Raw genomic sequence first — 16,310 nt, 5'->3', positions numbered from 1 at the left:
CTATAAACGCTCCTTTATTGATGTAGACATTCCGTATTTTTCGAATTGAACAGCAACATGAACTTTGACTGGAATCATGGGGTAAAGGCTCTCCCAGTCTTTTTCGATTAATTTCCATGCTGCGGGATGATACTGCAAATAATAATCAGACAATCCAAGAACATCTATTTTTAAGTCTTTTTGAAAATGCTTCAGACTCTTTTCCACACTCTTTTCCAAGTAATTGGATGCTGCTCGCTCCATTTGCAAAGTGACACCCGAGTCACCAACATCAGTTTCTTCATTTAAGTCCTCAACGGATGCACTGAATTTCAGATAAATGCTCAATCTCGGACTTCCGTTTTGAATGTTGCCTTGGATCTTCGATTCTTTCACGTGGAATAATGCGGAAAATTCTAAACCGTCATTCGAATTGATAACTTCATTAAACTCTATATTTCTCCAATATTTTTTTCCTGACAAGGCATTAAGAGTCCATACATCGTTTCCCTCCAACCATCCAGCAAATTTCTGTTTGTATATGACAGCACCTCCGTTTAGGAAAAGAATTTTTTTGTCACTTGTTTCCGAAGATTTTACTTTTAATCTGCCAGACACAAATCCGCGATTAGGATTCTCAAATAAATCTACAAAATCTTTTATAGTTAACGGCTTTATTTGACCTGACAGCTTATTGTTACGCACTTGACCAAGCAAGTCATTCGGCAACATATCGCCGGACTCGGTGCTGAGCTTTAATATGTCCGAAGCTTGCCCTGGTGCAATAATCGGATATGCCGAAATCCGAAATTCTCTTTTCCTCGTTAGGTAATCCATCACTTCATATAGCGAAAGTTTTGCGGCGCTCTCACTTATAATAAAAAATTTATTATGCTGGAAAATCAAATTTTTCCCAACGCGTGATCGCATTTTTCTTGCCGCATCTAACGGTGTTTTTCCTGAGGCGCTAGAGATCCATGGGGTCAGTGTCGAGCTCTTTTCTTGGCTTGTGTTCGAAGGCATGACGCAAAAGGCACTGAACGTATATTTTTTTGTATCCGCATTGTAATCAATGGCAGTTGCCGTAACCAAAGCAATATCGCTGATTTCGTTTACGTCCGGGGAGCAACCCGCTAACGACATACAGCACAGGCACAATAAAGAAAAACGCACGAAATTTTTCAGACTATTCCCAATCCTTACCGCGATATTTTTGTGATTGTATCCTTGACACATTAGGCCTACTCCCCTCGCTATGCAAACCCTCTTTGTACTTAACAGGAGGCAAGAAAAATTTCTTCATCGCACTCCAATAGCCTTCCGATCCAAGCGGGTCTAAAAACAAAACACCGCAAAAACGCAAGGAACATAAGTGGAAAATGACTATGAACATGCCTACCGATAATCCGAACATACCACTAAGGGCGGAAAGAAACATTAACGGAAAACGCAATAGACGAAGTGAGATGGCTGTATTATACGAAGGGATCGTAAAGGAGGCAATTCCCGTCATCGCGACGACAATTACCATCGGACGTGAAACAATACCTGATTGAACGGCAGCTTCCCCGATGATAAGAGCTCCTACGATGCTGACTGATTGTCCCATAATGCGCGGCAGACGCATACTCGCTTCCCGAAGCACCTCAAATGCGACTTCCATAATCAAAGCTTCAATGAAAGTAGGGAAGGGAATCCCCGCTTTCGCTGACAAAAAAGTCATTAACAACGGCGTAGGAATCATCTCGAGATGAAACGTAGTGAATGCTATATAGAAGGATGGACCAATTAACGATACTATTAGTGTAAGAAGTCGGATAATACGCAGAAAATTAGCGAAATAGAACCGTTCAAATTGGTCTTCGCTGGGATGAAGCATTTCAAAAAAAGTACTCGGGGTGATAAGGGCATTTGGCGTACCGTCCGTCATAATAACGATCTTTCCTCTGTTCATTGCTGTAACGACACGATCGGGTCTTTCGGAATTTAAAATCTGAGGGAATGGAGAAAATGTGCTGTCTTGGATCCATTCTTCAATCTGCGCGCTGTCCGATAGCACATCTAAATGAATGGAATCTATTCGTTGGCAGAGCTCATCTAACACTTCGTGATCGACGCGATCGCTGAGATAAAGGATCATCACTTTCGTTTGACTTTCTTGTCCGATCAAGAACGATTTCGCTTTCAGATTTTTTGATTTCATTCGACGCAATATCATACCCAAGTTTTTTTGCAAATCTTCGGTGAATCCCTCACGGGGACCGCGAATGTTAAGTTCAATTTGCGGCTCATCTATTGCACGCGTTTCAAAGCCCGGCAATTTCATCCCGAATGCTTCGTCGTACCCTTCGATAAACAAAACGAAATTGGAATCAGCTAAATGATTTTCTATTTCATCGATCTCTGTAAGAATGTTAACATCACCAAGCGTATGTAGAGATTCCAATAAAACTTCTCCAGTTGGACCGTCATTCATCCGTAAATCCATATTCATTTTCCGAAGAATTTGTTGGTTTAAGCGCTTTTCATCCACAAGAGAGTTCAAATAGACAATAACAGCTTCATTGATGTTATCCTTGTCAGCTAGAGTTCGGAACAATAACAGTTCGTTTCCAACATAAATGCTTTTTAGTTCTTGCAGATTTTTGTTGGAGAACGTACGCAATGGTTCTTGACTCATTTCCTCTTCCCCTTTCTTTGAAATCAACACTATTATGTCCTCATAATGGGTTTTGATTCAGTTTTTGGATTAAGGATCAGGCTCACAAAAATATCTTTTATACCTTCCATTCATGCCTATCGTCATGCTTTAAATGGGATAGCTTTTAGGCTTTTAACTCAGAATAGACATAAGAAGCTGACAATAATAAAGGAGGGTCTCAAATGAATAAATGTATCATTATTGGTACTGGACCAGCTGGACTGACGGCAGCCATTTATTTAGCACGTGCCAATCTGGAACCAATTATTATCGAAGGTCCAGAGCCTGGTGGTCAATTGACTACAACAACAGAGGTAGAAAATTTCCCTGGTTTCCCGGACGGAATTATGGGCCCTGATCTTATGAACAACATGCGCAGACAGGCTGAGCGCTTTGGTGCCACATTTCGTACCGGATGGGTCAATCAGGTTGATTTGTCCAAGCACCCATTTTCGTTAATAATTGAAGGCGGAGAGGAATTGACAACCGAGTCGATTATAATTTCTACAGGTGCATCGGCTAAATACCTTGGGATCCCTGGTGAGAAAGAAAATATCGGGCGTGGTGTCAGCACTTGTGCTACTTGTGACGGATTCTTTTTCGGCGGCAAAAAAATTATTGTAGTAGGAGGCGGGGATTCAGCAATGGAGGAAGCTCACTTTCTGACCAAGTTTGCAACCGAAGTGCGCCTTGTTCATCGCCGCAAAGAGCTTCGAGCCTCGAAAATCATGCAAGCACGCGCTCGTGGTAATCCCAAGATCACGTGGGAACTAGACAAAATGCCCTTAGAGGTTATAGCCGACGAACATGGCGTTAAAGGTCTTAAAGTATTGAATAATGAAACCGGGATGGAAGAATTTTTAGAAACGGACGGTATTTTCGTCACCATTGGTCACACTCCAAATACAAATTTCCTGAAAAGTCAAATTATGATGAATGAAATCGGATACATTGTTACTACGCCGGGATCAACTCAGACAAATATCCCTGGTGTATTTGCGTGTGGTGATGTTCAAGACAGTACATATCGGCAAGCGATTACTGCTGCAGGAAGCGGTTGTATGGCTGCTCTTGATTGCGAGAAGTTTCTTGATGGCCATGCGGTGCATGATTGGAGTCAATCAGTATAAATAATACTTTAAACTGAAGCCAAAGACCCGGCCGTCTATGTAAGACTACCGGGTTTTGGGCTTTATTAACCTGGTTTACTCCAGGTAATTAGAAGGCAAGTAACGAATTTCGCGACTGCTTTCGATTCTTAATACTCTTTCTGCCACATTATATTGTGGTTCTCCATCTCCCGTGTAATACCACGTCTTCTGTAGACGTCCGTCATGAAGTTTGTCGAAAATAAAAACATTCAGCTCTTGTTTCCACCTCAGCAACTCGTTTATTTCCTGCTCCATTTCCATCGTTAGATACACCGTTATCAGCAATTTACCGTTATCATGAGTCTTCAGCTCAAACTGGATTTGCTGATTAGTATCTGAATCTATGAATGTTCGTCCGCCTACAGCATGCTTGATTAATAATCTGGACATCGTGGCTCCTCCTTAAGGCAAGTCAATCAACATAAAAAACGTTTCATCCTCTCCTTGCTCTCCTTCAAGTCTCAACAAGGTTTCATTAACGATTCGTGCGGAATCCCGTTTGGATAGCAACTTGCATGCCTCACTCTCGTCCACCACCTTAAGTCGTCCTTCAATGACAAACAGCAATACCCGTCTTCCCGGTTTTTGTTTGAATGTTACTTTAGTACCTACGTTCAGCTTACTCAGATATACCGTCATATCCTGATGTAACTTGGCAACTGAATTTTCGACCGCATTACATGAAGCAATTGGCAGCAATTGGCCGGAGAGTGCATCGGGATCAAAACTTGTCGCCTCATAGGAAGGTACCAGCCCTTTTTGTTCAGGCTCAAACCAAAGCTGAAGCAGTGTCACATCTTCGGTCTCGGATGGATTATGTTCGGTATGGACCACTCCAGTACCAGCCGACATTCGTTGTACGCCGCCAAACTTCGTAACCATTACGTTGCCTAAGCTGTCCTCATGACGGAGATCTCCAGCAAGAACGATAGATAGAATCTCCATATCGCTATGTGGATGCGCGCCAAATCCGCGTTTCGGAGAGATCGTATCATCGTTCAAAACACGCATAGGACCAAAAGATATATTATCATTTTCAAAATAATTTCCGAATGAAAAGCTATGACTGCCTTTAAGCCAACCAAGGTCGAATGAGTGCCTTGACTCTGCCGGATAAACCTTAATCATAACAACGTCCCCTTATACATTTTTTCTCAAATCTAATTTAATTCGTGAATCCTGTTGAGCTTGAATATTAGAAATAAGCAGGGAGCCTATTTTGAGACTCCCTGCTTCAGAATTAAACTTGATAAGCTCTAGGTCAGATTTGAGCCATTCCACCATCCACAAACAGCTCGACTCCATTTACATAGCTGCTATCCTCGGATGCCAAGAACATCACGGCGTTGGCGATTTCCTCCGTCTTACCTACGCGGCTTAGCGGAACGGTATTCTTGGCTGACTCAAGGACTTGATCCAGCGCTTCACCAAATAGATCATCATAAGCTGGCGTATGAACCATTCCTGGACTTAGTACATTAATTCTTATTTTGGTGCCTTTCAAGTCCAAGATCCAGTTTCTCACCATCTGACGAAGCGCGGCTTTCGTTCCTCCGTAAACGCTAAACCCTGGATCGCCGACCGTTCCTGCCGTAGAACCGGTTAGAATAATTGAGCCCGTCTGATTAGCAAACAGAGGTAGAGCTTTTTGGATGGTGAACAGGGTGCCTTTTACATTAACATCGAAGGTAAGCTGGTACTGCTCTTCTGTAATTTGTCCTAATGGAAGAATACTTCCAAGTCCAGCATTTGCAAAAAGAATATCTAACTGCCCTTTTTCCTTTTTTACCGTTTCAAAAAGCTTGTCCAAATCACTTAGATTAGAAACGTCACCTTGAACTCCAGTGATCCGTTCTCCAATTAATTTCACTGCTGCGTCTAATTCACTTTGTCTGCGGCCGGTAATAAAGACATGTGCACCTTCCGCAACGAATTGTTGTGCCGTTGTAAGTCCAATGCCGCTTGTTCCTCCAGTAACGACTACTACCTTACCATCAAATCTCTTCATGACTTTCTCTCCTCTCCATTTAAGGACCTTATTTTTATCAATTTGTTAATTCGCTTCCCCATTCGCCCCACGGTACCAGCCAGCTGACGCTTCGTTCTAAGATCAGATCACCTAGTGTTCCTTCATAATTTTTGCGATAGGGTTTCACAAATTCTTCCTCCAGCCAACTCTCTCTTGTGCCTTGCCAAGTTTCATAAATAATCAAGTCATCTGGCTGATCCAAATCATCAGAAACAATGGCGCTGATGAATGCCTTCTCAGATGACATTTCTTCGATAAGGGAAGATAGCTCCTTGCGAAATTCTTCTTTCTTTCCCGGCTTAGCTTTAAAACGAATATTTAGTTGGATATGTTGATTTGACATGTTGACTCCTCCTATAGAGTTTTATTGTTTTGAGCACGACGACATTTATTATTTGATATAGGGAATACAATGATACTTAACAAGTTGTAAGTTCTTAACTATCTATATAATCAAGACAATTCTTCCATGACTTTATCGTAATGGATCATAATCATTCTTCTGCTGGTAACGATAACACCTTCGCTTGAAAGATCTTGTAATACAAGCGAGACTGCTTCCCTTGTGGCACCTATCATATTCGCCAATTCTTGATGGGTCAGCGGGATCTCAATTTTCCTGTAGCCATTTACTTCGACGCTGAATTTTTTAGACAGCCTGTTAAGAAAGTAAAGTACTTTTCCTCTAAGATCTCTAAAGATAAGCTTTTCCAATAGTTCATCTTGTTCTCGCAATCTCGTACTCATCTCTGATAAAAATCTCAAAGCTAATTCCGAATATTTACTCAAAAGAAGATTAACTTGCTCCGTCTGCATCCATACCAGAAGCGTTTTTTCCATCGCTTCCACGTAAGTTCCTCTTGTCGCTAATGAAAACGACTCGACTTCGCCAAACATTCCACCCTCACTAAGAATGCATACCGTAAATTGTTTACCGGCTGGATTTGTTTTATATATTCGAAGTTTGCCAGCTATTACGAAAAACAGGCCATCTTTCTCATTACCAGGTGTTTGAAAAATAGAGTTTTTAGGCAGCATATTCTGATTAGATTCATTAATCGATTGATCGATTTCTTGAATAATTTCTCCAGGAAGCGATTCGAATATTTTAATTTGCGACAATAGTGACATTCGGTTATTATCTTGCTTCATATTCTTCTTCCGCTTACTGATCTGCCGAGGGAACATTCAACTTACTAAGATATTCTCTGATTTGATTCGGCGTTTTTGCAAATTTGCTGTGCAAATGATCTATTTTCACCCCATTCTTAAATACAAGCAAACTTGGAATTCCTCTTACATCATATTTTTGTGCAAGCATTTCGAATTGTTCCGAGTCAACGGCGAAGAAGGATTTATCATTATTCTCGCTGATGATATCTCCGATAAAACGATCCAGATTTTTGCAATCCGGGCACCAGGTCGCATCGAATTTCATGATCGTATATTTATCTTGATCGATCTGCTCTTGGAATTGCGCTTGATTTTTGATTCTATCCATTGTGTATCCCTCCTTGTTATGTGATTTATCATAGCTCAGTATGCTGCTTTTATCTGTAACCTAATTTACATAAGTTTTAATCCCGTAAGGTCAAGCGGTATAGTAACGAGTTCCGATCTGGATAATCATAACGTACCGGCAAGTCATGTTCGGATATTCGCTCGAATCCTTTCTTTTCGTAAAAACGATGTGATCTCGTCGCAATGGAAGGCGTATCTAGAATTATCGTCTTTATACCATGATGTTTGGCATAAAGGACTACTTCATTAAATAATCCTTCTGAAAAAGTCTTGCCCCGATATTCTTTGTAGATAAAAAACTTTTTTAAGATGTAAAAATCTTGCCAGAGTTTCTGCAATCCAATAGATCCGATTACTTCACCGTCTTCATTTAGAGCTACCCAAAAATTACCTCCGTTAGCCAAGTAATTCTTTGGAATGTCAAGAATATCGGACTGTTCTTCTAAGCCGATATTCAATTGAAATTCCGAATTTTGAACGTGCAGAATCAAATCGATAATCTCATTTTTATATTTTTCCTCATAAGATTTATACATTCCCCAGATTCACTGCCGTTCTCCCGCCGGTTTTGGCGCATGGATTTTTTTATGACACTCAATGCGAAATTAATTGAAATAAATCGTTCAAGGATTCACTCATTGAAGGATGTGTGAAGATATGATCCCGGAGAAAGGTATAGGATTGTTCGGTTTCCATCGCCATTTGAACGATATTAATCATCTCATGAGAATCTGCACAGAATAATGAACATCCCAGAATTTTATCGGTGCGTTTATCAACGACCGCTTTCAGAAGTCCCTCAGTCTCTTCGTTTAATTTGGCTCTCGGTATGGCTGCGGCCTGTAAGAGCGCAACTTTTACTTCATGCCCTTTTGCGATGGCTTCTTGCTCGCTAAGTCCCACACGAGACAGCGGCGGATCGATAAAGACTGAATACGGGATATATTGACGGTGACGGTCATTGACCGTCCGACGTTTGTCATCATATAAGTGATTTAAAATAATTCGTTGGTCATCAAGGGAAATATACGTGAATTGAAGTCCCCCTACGACATCCCCCATCGCGAAGATGTGAGGTACTGTTGTTTGCAGGTATTCATTCACTTGAATTGCGCCTCGTTCGGTAACGGCAATACCAGCGTTTTTTAGTTGTAAGCCATCAATATTGGGTCTTCTTCCAGTTGCAACCAAGACTGCATCCGCCGTTATTTCATGCCGATTATTATCGGCATCAAGATAACCAACAGTGACTCCATGCTCCGTATCCCGCACGGATATGATGGCAGTACCATGTTGGATTATAATTCCTTTTTTCTCTAACGAGCCTTGCACAGCTTTCGCAATGTCTCGATCTTCCCGATCGAGCAAGTGGGAATTGGAATCCAAAATTACAACTTCAGAACCAAAACCAGCATAGATAGAGGCGAATTCCAATCCGATATAGCCGGCACCAATAATAAGGAGGCGCTTGGGAAGAGATGTCTCCTCCATTATTGTGGTACTAGTGTATACAAGGCGACTTTCCCGAATGCCGTCAATATCAGGAATATTAATGGTAGCTCCGGTATTAATATAAATACGCTCGCCATGTATTGAAAGGGAACCGTTCTCCGATTGAACAGAGACTTCATGTTGGGACGCAAATGAAGCTTTGCCTGTATAGAGTGTAACTTTCTTATCGAGATTTTCGAAGTTTTTTTGCCTCAATGCAGCGATCAGATCCGTTTTCTTCTCGATAGCTGAACGGTATTCCTCAGCTTGTTCCTCGAAATTCGATAGCTTTTTCAATCGAGAAAGTTTTGAATGATGCACCAGTGCCTTTGTCGGAATGCAGCCAATATTGATGCATGTACCTCCATACATCAATTTAGATTGTTCAATGACTGCTACCTTCTGCCCCCGATCGGCCAAAGCAGCGGCTAACGTTTTTCCGCCTTTTCCGAAACCAATAATAATGGCATCATAATGTTCCATGCTAATCCTCCTCTTAATTGCCGTTCTTCATGTAACATAACCTGTTCCTGATTACTACATTCATCATAAATCACCAAAATTTCCGTTTCTGTAATCCAGATTACTAAGCAATCAAATCGGTCGCTATTTATTGAAAAGCTCATTTAATATGAATAAGAACAAAGATATTTACAGATACTTTCGAAGTTAAGTAAAAGTAAATGGTGAATATGTGTTTTGTAAAAAACATTACAGATAAAAAAACTGCAAGACTCTAAAATAGGACTCAGGCAAGAAAGGAGCGATGATTTTGCCGTGTTGCTAATAAAACTGCCATAACACGCAAACTTTTCGTTTTATAAAGTACCAATGGTTAAAACAGAGCATTACAAAAATATATTATAATCATGGAGGAATACACATATGTCGACATTTTTGGATGTTATGGGACCACGCATTAAACTTTTGACCGATTTAGCAGAAAACCGGGATTACAGCCTAATGAAGGCTGAAGTACCGCCAGGTGTGGTCGTTCCCGTTCACAGTCATGATGACCGCGAAACCTTTGTCGTTCTTTCGGGAGAACTCGAAGCTTTCACGAAGGACAGCTGGCAAACTGTTAGAGCGGGCGATACAGTTGATATTCCTGGAGACGTAAAGCATGCATGGAGAAACTCCTCAAATGAAACCGTTACGTTGTTAGTCGCATCAACTGCGAAAATGGGAGAATTTTTTATTGAAATCGGACGTCCTTCGGATACAGTTCCACCGGGTCCTCCTTCTCCAGAAGTGCTGCAACATTTTGTTCAAGTAGCCATCGCCTATGGATATTGGCTGGGAACACCAGACGATAATGCATCAATTGGCATCCAATTAGGTTAATTAGATGAGTTCCTAGACGCTGATATATCTGTCTTAAAGCAAAATAGCGGCTGAACGGGATTAGACCTGTTCAGTCGCTATTTTTTTAAGCTATTGTTAAAAGTAAACTATATAGATATTCCCTGATTTGTATTGGCGTTTTTGCAAATTTACTATGCAAGTGAGCTGATTTTTCTCCGTCCTTGAACACTAAAATACATGGTATACCTCGAACCTCGCATATCTCAGCTAATGTTTCAAATTGTTCCGAATCGACCGCGTAGAAGTGTTTGTCTATAAGCTCCGATAAAATGTAAACAACTAAAAAAAACGCATTGATTAGTATCAATGCGCTTCGCAAATGCCGATCTGCTTTTTTATAGAGACGCTCTGTGCTGCGCAAGAGAGTCATGAACCTTTTTAGCCCATTCTATGCGTGGAGCATCGGCACTATTAAAATCCGGATCTTCGTATATATTAATGCGTTTAATGAGATCCCCCACAAATTCGAAAACATTGCAAAAACGACCATGCGAATACACGTTATCTGGGAAAGCACCGCCAGAATAAGTTTCGCCACTGACTTGTCCTTCGATAATGACATGATTACCGCTTGGCATGACATTAAAGTTTTCAATATCATGTTCGATTCTAATGATCTCTGATCCGAATCCTTGAGCTAGTAAACCAATTTCAGCTTTTCCATGCGCTACACCTAATTTTGGAAAAGTAACCATTGCATCCTCTGTGAAGAGGGAAATCAAGCTTGGGTCAGCATTATCGACATATCTGAAATAATTAATTGCCGCATCAATGCGGCGTTGCTGCAATTCTGTTTGATTCATAATAACTACTCCTTTTTATTAGAAAATTGTTTTTTCTATTCATGCATTAGTCATTTATGCACAATCCGTTACGCTATCTTTGCCAACACTTCTACACGTGAAAGGTAAATTCAATTCACATCGTGTATGTTAATTCAAGGATGTCTGCTACCTTGATGGGATAAATCGATATTGATTTCCTTCCCGTATTAATGACCCCATCCTTCATTAACTTTTTAAGGATTCCGGAAACCGCCTCGCGTGTGGCTCCAACCATATTCGCAACTTCCTGATGCGTTAACTGCAAATCGATTCTTACTTTTCCCTCATCCTCGACTCCAAATCGTTCGGAAAGCTTAAGTAATAAATGAAGTATGCGATCCTGGACATCCCCAAGGGTCAACTTCTCGAGCATCTCATCGCGTTCCTTAAGGATTTTACTCAGTTCCGTTAACATCTTCAAGGAAAGCAGCGGTCGTTCAGATAAAAAGTCTTCAAAAGCCTTCTTAGGCACCGAACAAATTAACGTTTCGTCCATGGTTTCGATATAAAGTCCTTTTGTCCCAAAAGAAAACGTGTCAATCTCACCAAAGATATTCCCTTTACTCAAAATCCCCACTGTAAACTGCTTTCCTTCCAAATTCTCTCTGTATAGACGCAGCTTACCTTCTTTAAGAAAAAACAATCCATCTTTAGCCCCTTCAGGCTTCTGTATAATGATTCCTTTAGGGATAGCTTTAAAATGGGAAATAGGCGATATATGGTCTAACTCCGTCAGATCATCAGCAGTCAACACTTCAAAAATGCTCATTTTTGATAAATATAAGCGTTTGTCTAATATCACTTCGCTTAAGCCTCCTGGTTCCGAAAATCTTGTAACCATGTATTTGAACGTGGACAGCATGACTTTCCATGATTAAAAGTTCGATTTTCTGATACCATTGGCTAATTCATGCAAAGTTTTATCCATTAACTTATTTTGCAGGAGGCTGGTCAATATAAATATACATGGTTTGAATTTGGTTATTTTCAAACAGCATAAAATCCTCACCCTTAACTTCAGGTTCCTCTCCTGGAAGCCCGTAGGACCAGTGAAGGCGGACAGCTTGATGATGAGCGTCGTAAGATTCGATGCGGAAGACGAAACCCGGAAATTGATGTTGCACGTTATCAATCAGATCCAATAAGTTGCTGCGTCCTTGGAAAGGATCAGGGAACATGGGGTCGTAGACCAAACAATTCTCCGTATACACTTCATTAATAGCTGTTTTTCTCTTTTCTCGATCGGTTTCGCTCCATACCGAGAACATGTGCTTTTCAATGATGGATTGATTCATGAACATTCCCCCTTTCTCTGCAGTCATCATCTAATAGCTTTTCCCATTTCACCAAGTAGTATTTCTTATTTCTGCATTTGATTCCGCATCGTTTGTGAACAACCTTAGTTTAGTAGGAATTCGAATTGTTATCAGTAAGATACATTACATTTGAAAAGTCCTATAACAGAGTCAACGTCAATTTATAAAAAAACAACCCCGATGCAACCTGCGGATCCAGGTTGCATCGGGGTTGTTAACATGACAATTAAGCTTGGCTTTATTTTGGCCAAGCCCTCATCGCCATGTTTACCACTTCCAGTAATTCTTCGCGAGTGGATCCGCCTGTGGCTTGGACACTGAGTCCATGCTGAACGGTCGTTACGTATCTCGCCAAACATTCTGGATTCGTGTGGGAAGGTAAGTCACCTTCATCGATAGCTTCTTCAAACCTTTTGACCAGCACTTTTTCCGTCGATGCCCGTCGTAAATTCAATTCTTGCCGTATATCTTCTGACTCTTCTCCACAAGAAAGAGCGGCTTGTACGAAAAGGCAGCCTTTAGGGTTCCCTTCATTGGTTATATTGTCAATTGTCCCATAAAGCAGGCGCTCAGCCACTGCCTGTGCAGTTGACTCTTGTAAAGCATTAGTCCTAAACATCATCGGCCCAACCTCATAACGGTCTAACACTTTTTGAAATAATTCTTCTTTATTGCCGTATGCCGCATATAAACTAGGCCTGCTAATACCCAAAGCTTTTGTCAACACAGTAAGAGAAGAGCCTTCGTATCCCCTCTCCCAGAACACTTTCAAAGCACGGTCCAAAGCTTCATCCAAATTGAATGCACGGAAATTACCCCTTGGCATTTGAACATCTCCCCAATCAAGTTTAACTACGAATTAATGTTCAGTGTACAGTATTTGCGATTTAAAATACACGGCATTTAAGGATTAGAAGCGCCTATAAAAGTGGAAAATCATATCAGTATATTTTTCTTGACTTTTACCCACCGGGTAAGTAAAGTTTACAGGGTATTACAATACCGATCGGTACGGTAAAAATATATGGAGGTCGATAGAGCCATGAACAACAAGAGATCCGCAACATTCTTGATTTACGTAGTTGCATTAGGTCTATTCAGTATTATCAATACGGAATTTGGTATTATCGGGATTTTCCCCTATGTCGTTGAGAAATATCAAGTTAGTGTTTCTCAAGCAGGATTATTGGTAAGTTTATTCGCTCTAACGATTGCTATCTTCGGTCCTATTATGACCTTACTATTATCAGGCATTAACCGCAAAAAGATAATGTTGTTCGTCTTAGCGATCTTCGCTGTTGCCAACGTCTTAGCCGCATTTACAACTAGTTTTCCCATACTATTGCTACTTAGAATAGTTCCCGCATTTCTTCATCCGGTTTACTTTTCATTGGCCTTTGTCGTAGCAGTCGGCTTTTATTCGAGTGAGCCCACTAAGGCCATCGCAAAAGTGTTTACTGGAGGCACCATCGGTCTTGTGCTTGGGGTTCCAATTACATCTTTTATCGCTAGTCATATCTCCCTTGAAGCTTCCTTCTTATTCTCTGGGATCATTAATACTGCCGCATTCATCGGACTTGCCGTCTTTATACCAAGTCTCCCAGTTACAGCAAAATTATCGTATCGTTCGCAATTATCTGTGCTGACGAAGCCAAGTCTATGGTTTAATATCGTAACCTTACTCCTAACTCTTTCAGCTATGTTTACTGTATACAGTTATTTTTCCGAGTATCTTACTGGCTATTCAGGGTTAAATAACAATTTGATAAGTATTATGCTTGTTGTATTTGGAGTTAGTGGGGTAATTGGGAATTTGCAAACTGGCAAGTTTTTGAGCAAAAGCGTTACTCGAACAGCAATCTACTTCCCTTTACTTATGGTTCTCATCTATTTTCTCGTCTATTTTGCCGGGCATGCCTTCATTCCTATGCTCATCATAGTCATATTATGGGGAGCTGTTCATACTTCAGGTTTCGTTATTAGCCAGAGTTGGTTTACTACGGAAGCGTCAGAAGCGCCTGAATTCGGCAACAGCTTGTTTGTCTCTTTTTCCAACTTTGGTATTTCGGTCGGATCTATTGCCGGAGGCTGGACAATTTCTCATTATGGTACGCATAATATTTTATGGACAGGTATCATCTTTTTTGCAGCAACATTGCTAACCATCCTAATTAAAGTAAAATTGTTTGGTGTAAAGGACGTAACGACAGGTTCTCTACCACATTAATTAGAAACAAGCTCCAACAACGATTGAGATTCATCGTAAGATCCAATCGCACTAATAACAATGCTTTTAAAGCAATGGATAACAAATAGCTCAGGGACCTGCTCCCTGAGCTATTTGTCTTTACGATATTGCGATTTACAAATCATTGTATTAACCCCACTGATTTCAACCAATTTTCAGCCACTTCACGCGCCTGTTTGCCTTCCAGATCTACCTTTGCATTTAATTGGGACATGACCTTTTCATCAAGCTTACCTGCCAGTTGATTTAACGTCTGCTCCAACTCAGGATGAGCTTTCAAGGTATCGTCGCGAATGATTGGAACCGCATAGTAGGGAGGGAAATACTGTTTATCGTCCACCATTACCTTCAGATTGAATGCCGCAATACGCCCATCAGTGGAGTATGCATCATTAACGTCAACCTTTCCATCTCTTACAGCTGCATACGTTATTCCGGGATCCAATCCCTTCGTCCCCTTGAACTTTATTCCGTATGTAGTTTGCAATCCTTTATAACCGTCTGGCCTCTCAAGAAATTCTTGCGTTGCTCCAAAAACAAGATTTGGAGCTAGTCGAGTCAATTCCGAAATCGTAGTTATGCCAAGCTTCTGTGCATGGTCGCTCCTCATTGCCAACGTATAAGTGTTATTGAAGCCGAAAGGCTGCAGCCAAGTAATACTAAATTGTTGTTCGTAGGCTTTCTTTACTTTTTGATACGTTAGTTCGGGATTCCCACCGACTGGTTTCTCCATCAGAATCTCCGTCCAACCCGTTCCGGTGTATTCAGGATATACATCTATATTCCCTCCGGTAAGCGCGTTGTGGGTAACGGCCGAACCTCCCAGATATGGTTTGCGAATGACCTTCAAATCAGTCTTTGCTTCTATCAGAGATGACATTAAATGGACAAGAATATCCTGTTCGGTAAAAGCTTTCCCCCCAACAACTACGGTACTGGCACCACCAGTCTGCCCGAGACGCATCATGGATCCAGCTACCAATGCTACTATCAACAGAGATCCCAGCGCGATTTCCAAACCCTTGATAAGTTTTGGTTTCCTTGATCGTTTCCTCAGTCCGCGAGGCGTCATCCACCTCCCCATCCGCCCCAACAAGTAATCGAACAACAGTGCAATTAACGCTACCGGAATCGTACCCGCCAAAATTAAATCTGTATTGACTGTAGAGATTCCGCGAAAAATTAAGTCTCCGAGCCCCCCTGCTCCAATTAGTGAAGCGAGCGTGGCGACGCCAATGATCATAACCGTTGCTGTGCGAATACCTGCCATTATGACAGTCAGCGCTAGTGGCAGCTCCACTTTTAACATTACCTGCAAGCTGGTCATGCCCATGCCGATTCCTGCTTCCTTGATCGGCTTTTCCACGTTCATGACTCCTGTATATGTATTCCTGAGTATAGGAAGAAGGGCATACACTGTTAAAGCTACTATGGCCGGTGTTACGCCGATCCCTAATATTGGAATCATGAAGCCCAGTAAGGCTAAACTAGGGATAGTCTGGAATAAAGAGGCCACTCCGATTACGGGTGGAGCCAATTTAGGAAATCTAGTCAGCAACAGACCGGTAGGGATCGAAATAACGATCGCAATGATCAGCGCAATTAAAGAAATCTGGATATGTTCCAAAGTCGCGCGAAGGATATCTTCTTTTCTACTTGTAAATATTTCCAATAGATTCATGGTT

Annotated in this window: 18 protein-coding genes; 3 read left to right on the top strand and 15 right to left on the bottom strand. The window is 41.2% G+C overall.

The window, feature by feature from the left end; translation table 11 throughout:
- Both M3194_RS17300 and M3194_RS17295 read right to left on the bottom strand, forming a co-directional pair.
- Positions 1–1,215, bottom strand: a complete 1,215-nt coding sequence (locus tag M3194_RS17300; protein WP_251655317.1) for a Ger(x)C family spore germination protein — start codon at positions 1,213–1,215, stop codon at positions 1–3.
- Entirely contained in the window at positions 1,166–2,659 is a 1,494-nt protein-coding gene (locus M3194_RS17295; RefSeq protein WP_251655316.1) for a spore germination protein, read from the bottom strand. The genes M3194_RS17300 and M3194_RS17295 overlap by 50 nt, the downstream gene beginning before the upstream one ends.
- A 203-nt stretch (positions 2,660–2,862) precedes the next feature.
- On the opposite strand from M3194_RS17295, the gene trxB reads away from it, so the two are divergent.
- A complete protein-coding gene (gene trxB, locus M3194_RS17290) occupies positions 2,863–3,810 on the top strand; it encodes a thioredoxin-disulfide reductase (protein ID WP_251655315.1) in 948 nt (315 codons plus the stop codon).
- A 75-nt stretch (positions 3,811–3,885) separates the two neighbouring features.
- On the opposite strand, the gene M3194_RS17285 is transcribed toward trxB, so the two are convergent.
- From M3194_RS17285 to M3194_RS17250, 8 genes are all read right to left on the bottom strand, one after another.
- A complete protein-coding gene (locus tag M3194_RS17285) occupies positions 3,886–4,221 on the bottom strand; it encodes a hypothetical protein (protein ID WP_251655314.1) in 336 nt (111 codons plus the stop codon).
- Between the two features lie 12 nt (positions 4,222–4,233).
- Positions 4,234–4,959 carry a pirin family protein gene (locus M3194_RS17280; protein WP_251655313.1) on the bottom strand — a complete coding sequence of 242 codons (726 nt, stop codon included), beginning with the start codon at positions 4,957–4,959 and terminating at the stop codon, positions 4,234–4,236.
- A 133-nt stretch (positions 4,960–5,092) separates the two neighbouring features.
- On the bottom strand, positions 5,093–5,839 hold the full coding sequence (locus tag M3194_RS17275) for an SDR family NAD(P)-dependent oxidoreductase (RefSeq protein ID WP_251655312.1): 747 nt from the start codon (positions 5,837–5,839) through the stop codon (positions 5,093–5,095).
- Positions 5,840–5,876: 37 nt separating this feature from the next.
- Complete coding sequence (locus M3194_RS17270; RefSeq protein WP_251655311.1) at positions 5,877–6,203, bottom strand: putative quinol monooxygenase; 327 nt, start codon at positions 6,201–6,203, stop codon at positions 5,877–5,879.
- 110 nt (positions 6,204–6,313) lie between these two features.
- On the bottom strand, positions 6,314–7,012 hold the full coding sequence (locus M3194_RS17265) for a Crp/Fnr family transcriptional regulator (protein WP_251655310.1): 699 nt from the start codon (positions 7,010–7,012) through the stop codon (positions 6,314–6,316).
- Positions 7,013–7,025: 13 nt separating this feature from the next.
- Positions 7,026–7,361, bottom strand: a complete 336-nt coding sequence (locus tag M3194_RS17260; protein WP_251655309.1) for a thioredoxin family protein — start codon at positions 7,359–7,361, stop codon at positions 7,026–7,028.
- Positions 7,362–7,437: 76 nt separating this feature from the next.
- Positions 7,438–7,917, bottom strand: a complete 480-nt coding sequence (locus M3194_RS17255) for a GNAT family N-acetyltransferase (protein ID WP_251655308.1) — start codon at positions 7,915–7,917, stop codon at positions 7,438–7,440.
- A 58-nt stretch (positions 7,918–7,975) separates the two neighbouring features.
- A complete protein-coding gene (locus tag M3194_RS17250) occupies positions 7,976–9,355 on the bottom strand; it encodes an FAD-dependent oxidoreductase (protein WP_251655307.1) in 1,380 nt (459 codons plus the stop codon).
- 402 nt (positions 9,356–9,757) lie between these two features.
- Here M3194_RS17250 and M3194_RS17245 point away from each other — a divergent pair, with 402 nt between their 5' ends.
- The gene (locus tag M3194_RS17245) at positions 9,758–10,216 is read left to right on the top strand and encodes a cupin domain-containing protein (RefSeq protein ID WP_251655306.1); all 459 of its coding nucleotides are present in this window, start codon (positions 9,758–9,760) and stop codon (positions 10,214–10,216) included.
- 356 nt (positions 10,217–10,572) lie between these two features.
- Here M3194_RS17245 and M3194_RS17240 read toward each other — a convergent pair whose 3' ends face one another.
- The 4 genes from M3194_RS17240 to M3194_RS17225 form a co-directional block, all read right to left on the bottom strand.
- Positions 10,573–11,040: a nuclear transport factor 2 family protein gene (locus M3194_RS17240; RefSeq protein ID WP_251655305.1), complete on the bottom strand. Its 468-nt coding sequence runs from the start codon at positions 11,038–11,040 to the stop codon at positions 10,573–10,575.
- 115 nt (positions 11,041–11,155) lie between these two features.
- Positions 11,156–11,863, bottom strand: coding sequence for a Crp/Fnr family transcriptional regulator (locus tag M3194_RS17235; protein ID WP_251655304.1), 708 nt, complete (start codon positions 11,861–11,863; stop codon positions 11,156–11,158).
- 130 nt (positions 11,864–11,993) lie between these two features.
- Positions 11,994–12,356 carry a nuclear transport factor 2 family protein gene (locus M3194_RS17230; RefSeq protein WP_251655303.1) on the bottom strand — a complete coding sequence of 121 codons (363 nt, stop codon included), beginning with the start codon at positions 12,354–12,356 and terminating at the stop codon, positions 11,994–11,996.
- A gap of 259 nt (positions 12,357–12,615) precedes the next feature.
- A complete protein-coding gene (locus tag M3194_RS17225; RefSeq protein WP_251655302.1) occupies positions 12,616–13,203 on the bottom strand; it encodes a TetR/AcrR family transcriptional regulator in 588 nt (195 codons plus the stop codon).
- A gap of 216 nt (positions 13,204–13,419) precedes the next feature.
- Between M3194_RS17225 and M3194_RS17220 the strand changes: the two genes are divergently transcribed.
- Positions 13,420–14,604 carry an MFS transporter gene (locus tag M3194_RS17220; protein ID WP_251655301.1) on the top strand — a complete coding sequence of 395 codons (1,185 nt, stop codon included), beginning with the start codon at positions 13,420–13,422 and terminating at the stop codon, positions 14,602–14,604.
- A gap of 142 nt (positions 14,605–14,746) precedes the next feature.
- Here M3194_RS17220 and M3194_RS31285 read toward each other — a convergent pair whose 3' ends face one another.
- The gene (locus M3194_RS31285; protein ID WP_285889308.1) at positions 14,747–16,306 is read right to left on the bottom strand and encodes a glycine betaine ABC transporter substrate-binding protein; all 1,560 of its coding nucleotides are present in this window, start codon (positions 16,304–16,306) and stop codon (positions 14,747–14,749) included.
- Positions 16,307–16,310 lie beyond the last annotated feature (4 nt).

Source organism: Paenibacillus glycanilyticus, from assembly GCF_023715145.1.
GTDB classification, from domain to species: Bacteria; Bacillota; Bacilli; order Paenibacillales; family Paenibacillaceae; genus Pristimantibacillus; species Pristimantibacillus glycanilyticus_A.
The sequence above is the reverse complement of the archived record's forward strand: the minus strand, read 5'-3'. Positions and strand labels throughout refer to the sequence as shown.

Coding starts and splice junctions, on each gene's coding strand:
- M3194_RS17275 (WP_251655312.1), bottom strand. CDS start 5,839: ATGAAGAGATTTGATGGTAAGGTAGTAGTCGTTACTGGAGGAACAAGC.
- M3194_RS17230 (WP_251655303.1), bottom strand. CDS start 12,356: ATGAATCAATCCATCATTGAAAAGCACATGTTCTCGGTATGGAGCGAA.
- trxB (WP_251655315.1), top strand. CDS start 2,863: ATGAATAAATGTATCATTATTGGTACTGGACCAGCTGGACTGACGGCA.
- M3194_RS17280 (WP_251655313.1), bottom strand. CDS start 4,959: ATGATTAAGGTTTATCCGGCAGAGTCAAGGCACTCATTCGACCTTGGT.
- M3194_RS31285 (WP_285889308.1), bottom strand. CDS start 16,306: ATGAATCTATTGGAAATATTTACAAGTAGAAAAGAAGATATCCTTCGC.
- M3194_RS17285 (WP_251655314.1), bottom strand. CDS start 4,221: ATGTCCAGATTATTAATCAAGCATGCTGTAGGCGGACGAACATTCATA.
- M3194_RS17220 (WP_251655301.1), top strand. CDS start 13,420: ATGAACAACAAGAGATCCGCAACATTCTTGATTTACGTAGTTGCATTA.
- M3194_RS17270 (WP_251655311.1), bottom strand. CDS start 6,203: ATGTCAAATCAACATATCCAACTAAATATTCGTTTTAAAGCTAAGCCG.
- M3194_RS17295 (WP_251655316.1), bottom strand. CDS start 2,659: ATGAGTCAAGAACCATTGCGTACGTTCTCCAACAAAAATCTGCAAGAA.
- M3194_RS17300 (WP_251655317.1), bottom strand. CDS start 1,215: ATGTGTCAAGGATACAATCACAAAAATATCGCGGTAAGGATTGGGAAT.
- M3194_RS17225 (WP_251655302.1), bottom strand. CDS start 13,203: ATGCCAAGGGGTAATTTCCGTGCATTCAATTTGGATGAAGCTTTGGAC.
- M3194_RS17240 (WP_251655305.1), bottom strand. CDS start 11,040: ATGAATCAAACAGAATTGCAGCAACGCCGCATTGATGCGGCAATTAAT.
- M3194_RS17255 (WP_251655308.1), bottom strand. CDS start 7,917: ATGTATAAATCTTATGAGGAAAAATATAAAAATGAGATTATCGATTTG.
- M3194_RS17260 (WP_251655309.1), bottom strand. CDS start 7,361: ATGGATAGAATCAAAAATCAAGCGCAATTCCAAGAGCAGATCGATCAA.
- M3194_RS17250 (WP_251655307.1), bottom strand. CDS start 9,355: ATGGAACATTATGATGCCATTATTATTGGTTTCGGAAAAGGCGGAAAA.
- M3194_RS17245 (WP_251655306.1), top strand. CDS start 9,758: ATGTCGACATTTTTGGATGTTATGGGACCACGCATTAAACTTTTGACC.
- M3194_RS17265 (WP_251655310.1), bottom strand. CDS start 7,012: ATGAAGCAAGATAATAACCGAATGTCACTATTGTCGCAAATTAAAATA.